This window comes from Nonomuraea sp. NPDC046570 (assembly GCF_040645915.1).
In the GTDB taxonomy this organism is placed as follows: domain Bacteria; phylum Actinomycetota; class Actinomycetes; order Streptosporangiales; family Streptosporangiaceae; genus Nonomuraea.
Window position 1 is genome coordinate 1 of the sequence record NZ_JBEYZF010000100.1, and the last position, 3,963, is coordinate 3,963.

5 protein-coding genes are annotated in these 3,963 nt (G+C 66.8%); 3 read left to right on the top strand and 2 right to left on the bottom strand.

What is annotated here, in order from left to right; genetic code table 11:
* The first annotated feature begins 319 nt into the window (after nt 1-319).
* On the top strand, nt 320-733 hold the full coding sequence (locus ABZ911_RS42975; RefSeq protein ID WP_358070434.1) for a MarR family transcriptional regulator: 414 nt from the start codon (nt 320-322) through the stop codon (nt 731-733).
* Between the two features lie 91 nt (nt 734-824).
* Here the strand turns inward: ABZ911_RS42975 and ABZ911_RS42980 are convergent, their stop codons facing one another.
* The gene (locus ABZ911_RS42980) at nt 825-1,907 is read right to left on the bottom strand and encodes a lipocalin family protein (protein WP_358070437.1); all 1,083 of its coding nucleotides are present in this window, start codon (nt 1,905-1,907) and stop codon (nt 825-827) included.
* A gap of 23 nt (nt 1,908-1,930) precedes the next feature.
* On the opposite strand from ABZ911_RS42980, the gene ABZ911_RS42985 reads away from it, so the two are divergent.
* Entirely contained in the window at nt 1,931-2,146 is a 216-nt protein-coding gene (locus ABZ911_RS42985; RefSeq protein WP_358070440.1) for a hypothetical protein, read from the top strand.
* An 85-nt stretch (nt 2,147-2,231) separates the two neighbouring features.
* Here the strand turns inward: ABZ911_RS42985 and ABZ911_RS42990 are convergent, their stop codons facing one another.
* Entirely contained in the window at nt 2,232-3,113 is an 882-nt protein-coding gene (locus ABZ911_RS42990; RefSeq protein ID WP_358070443.1) for a hypothetical protein, read from the bottom strand.
* 59 nt (nt 3,114-3,172) lie between these two features.
* On the opposite strand from ABZ911_RS42990, the gene ABZ911_RS42995 reads away from it, so the two are divergent.
* A complete protein-coding gene (locus ABZ911_RS42995) occupies nt 3,173-3,736 on the top strand; it encodes a hypothetical protein (RefSeq protein ID WP_358070446.1) in 564 nt (187 codons plus the stop codon).
* Nucleotides 3,737-3,963 lie beyond the last annotated feature (227 nt).

The following is a 3,963-nucleotide window of genomic DNA, read 5'->3' on the forward strand; positions in this document are numbered from 1 at the left end:
AGCCGTGCCGGTCGAGAAGGTGATGCCGGGCCGCCGCGAGTCCTGTGAACGTCGCCATCTGGCCGCCAATGACGAAGCCCACCGATGATCCCCGCAGCAGGTCGCACAGCTCGACGAGCCAGCGCGCCATAGTCGCCGAAGTGGCCGTCCGCTGGGAGCATGCGCGCCTAGTGGACAAGGCGCGGCTGGGTCGGAGACAAGGCCAGTTGATTACCACTCGTCCCAGCCCGACCATGCGTACCCGCGGGACGCGCCGAGCGAGCTGGCCTTCCCCAATCCGTTGGTTTGCAATACAAAGCATGGCGAGTAACGTGGGCACATGACTTCCGACGCCCTCGTGGATGCCCTCGTCCGCAACACCTTCCAGGTGGTGGGCGTGCTCACCCGCATCGGAGCCGAGCGCGACCTCTCACTCACCCAACTGCGGGTCCTCGGCATCCTGCGCGACCGCCGCCCACGCATGACCGAGCTCGCCGCGTTCCTCGGCCTGGACAAATCGACCCTGTCCGGCCTCATCGACCGTGCCGAACGCCGAGGGCTGGTGGCCAGGGGCAAAAACCCGCAGGACCGCCGCGTCGTCGACGTGTTCCTCACCCCCGCCGGCCTGGAACTGGCGGAGCAGGTGTACGGCGAGGTCCGACACGCACTGGCATCTGCGACGGACCGGCTCAACCCGCAAGACAGCGACCGACTCGTCCAGCTGCTGCACGCTGTCCTGTGCTCTCCCGACTGAGGCCGCCTCCTCCCAATGGCTCACCCCGGGATCGGCGTTCGATCCCGGGGTGATGCCGGATTGCCTCAGGCGAGGAAGGCTTCGCCGGTGATCAGGAGTTCCACTCGCCGGTCATCTCGACGTAGTTCTCGCCACGGACCTTCTTGCCGTTGTACTTACCGGCAAAAGCCGCTGTGGCCTCCAGGTAGCCGCTCCCGTCGGGAGTCTCGATCTCCTGGTCCGGATTTCCGGTGACCCGCACGTCGAGCTCGGCGTGCAGGGCGGGAATACGGATACGCCAACGAGTGGGATACGTCTGGCCGGTGGCCGGACTGGTCCACTGCTGGGAGGCGCCCTGCGCGAGCGGCTCGACGTCGACCACGTCGTAGGAGCCGTCCGGATGGAGGACGGTCGCCCAGCTGTGCTTGGTTTCGGCGCCGATCGTGTCCCAGATGGCGACCTTGTCGCCATTGGGCATGCTGAGGTTCATCCATGTCCACCTTGTCAGCGACGTCGGCATCTCACCCCATTGCCTGTCCAGCCAGGAGGTGCCCCTGATCTGGTGCTTCTTGCCGTCGACGACGAGCGTTCCGGACGTCCGCATCTCCGGGAGTGCGAACTCGTAGTTCGGCACGCCGTCGACCAGGTTGAAAACGCCGGTCGATGCGTAGTTCATGGCGGGGCCGGTGGGCGCCAGTTGGACATCGAGAGATCCCCAAGGCGTCTCGACCTGCACCGACTGGCGGACGAGGTCACCCGTCCAGCTCAGCCCTGGTGCCTTGATGTCGAGCTTGCCCTGGCTCCACCGATAGTCCTTCGGCTTGACCATCGCGTCGTAGTCCTTGTACCACCCGGTGGTCTTGTTGATCACCGCGAACGTCCAGCGGTACGCGGCCTCGCCCCTGCTCGGGAGGATGCGCGTGTGGACCTGAAGACCGAACTCCTGACCGTTCGCCTTCACTGAGCTGGTGAAGTAGATCGAGTCGAACCAGGTCGGCTCGGGCCCGGGCGCGTGCCGTCCCAGGTCGGCCGCGGGATCGACCAGGGCCGGGATCCCTGACGTGGCGGAGCGGGCGGTCGGTGTTGCGGACGGGGCGGTCGCCTGGGCCGTAGAGCTGGCGAATGTACCGAACGCCAGAACCGCTGCCGAGGTGACCAGGGCTGCCGCTCGGCGCTTGGTCCGGATTGCGGGCATGAGGATTTCTCCTTGTATCAGGGGTGAAGCTCACCCACCGACGCCGACCGGCAAAGCCGCAGATGATCATCATCGCCACGGAGTCGCCCCTGGCCGGGCCATTTGTTTGCAATACCAACAACTTCATATTGGTTGGTATTGCAAACAATGTCAAGCACTCCAAGGACCGCACGCCCGGCGCGGTGCGCGCTCGCTTCACTCACGTGGTGACCAAGCGGCCAGTAAGAAATAACCCCTGAGTTCCCCATCATCTCTGGCTCCCCGGATGGCGCTGTTGTGGCCTGAGAGTGGCGGTGGTGCGGATGCGGGTGGTGACCAGCTCGCTCACGAGATGTCCTTGGGTGTGATCGTGTCGGTGGTGAACGGGCTGATGCCAGCGAGCTGGTCATAGACCGACAGAGGCCGTTGGCCGACGGTGACCTGGGCGGCGTCGGCGCGGGCGAGCAGGAAGCGCAGAGCGGTGGAGGGCGGGGCGGCCGGGTCTCGGCCCGTGGGGAGTCGGTCTTCGTGGCTGCTGGTGGTGGCGCGGGTGTGTCCATCAGGCAGCGCGCGCCAGTGCTCGGGATCGACAACCTGAGCGCCGCGGCCGACCGCACGGGGATGGACCGCCAGCAGCGTCACGCCGTGCGCATCGGGGACGGTGGCATGCAGGCCGATGGTGGCGGCCGAGGCGCGTACCTCAACCAGTTGCCGGTGAAAGACCTTGGCGGCCGGCACGGAGTAGAGGTTGGCCTCGAAGGCGACCAGGCAGTCCTTGCCGACATGCCGTAGATGCCGGTTGACCACGTGATAGGGACGGGCGGGGATCGGCCGCAGCGCGGCGTGATTCCGCGCCGCCCGGATGCCGATCACCTCGCCGTGAGTGGAGTGCGTGCGTCGGCGGCGCAGCGGTACCCACTCCAGGAACGTCGCATCCAGCTCCGGCACCGAGGAGAACGCCCGCCCGGCCAGGACGTGATCGCGCACGATGGTGACCTGCCGCTCCACGCGCCCTTTGCCGGTGGGCCGGTAGGCGGCCAGCACGTCGATGTCGAAGTCGTAGTGGCCGGCGAAGGCGACCGCTTCGGGATGCAAAGGCACTGCCTGGCCTGGTGCGACATGCCGGCGGATCACGGTTTTGGTGCGGTCATAGACGATCGCGGCGGGCACGCCGCCGAAATGCGTGAACGCCCGCCGGTGGCAGGCCCAGAAGGTGGCCAGGCTCATGTTGGTACAACGACGAGACCGGCCAGCTCACCGTGTTCGAAAGTGAGACGGGCAGTGCGGTGAGCGCGCCGGTCGAACAGCTTCAGGGCACCCTCCACTGGGGCATGCGCGGGGAGGCCGCGCGGCTGGCGGTCGTGGCGTGGGACGGTCGGGGCGTCGATGTGTACGACGAAGACGGCCGTTATGAGTATCACCTGGACATCGACACCACCGAACGGATCGGCGTCTCCTGCTGGGACGGCGGGGAACGACTATGGGCGTGGTCGCCATCGGGCGAGCACGGAGCCTGCTTGACGTCCGACGACCAGATCAAGGTGTGGTCTCTCGGGGACGGCCCGGCGTGCGTGCAGTCGATCGAGGTTCCGGAGGAAACGGCGGCGGTGCTGTGGGGAGCCGACGGCGTACTGGCCGCGATCGGTGGCTTCACCCTGCGGTTCGTCCGTGCGCTGACCGGCGACGTCCTGGGTGACTTCGTGAACGGCAGGGATGACGAGGAGGGACTGGCGCCGGTCGAGGATGGGGATGAGCTCCACGGCGTCTACACCGCCGACACCTGGCCCGTTCGCTGGGGCGACCTGAACCTGGTCAAGGACGCCGAAACGGCGGCCGCCGAGCTCACGTAGCCTGGCGACGCAGGCGATCGCGTCGAAGCAGTCGAAGGCGGGCTGCTCTCAGAAGTAGGCAGGACGTCCCTTCCTATTCGCTGCTGCTGCGACCAGTGAGCGCACCCTGCGGCTAGAAGAGGAAGAGGACCGGGGGTAGAGCTGGCCGAGGGGTCCATGCTGCTCGCTTTCGCCTGGACGAAGAGGTGCGAACAGCCGAGCGTCTGGATTGAAGTTCAGGACGATCT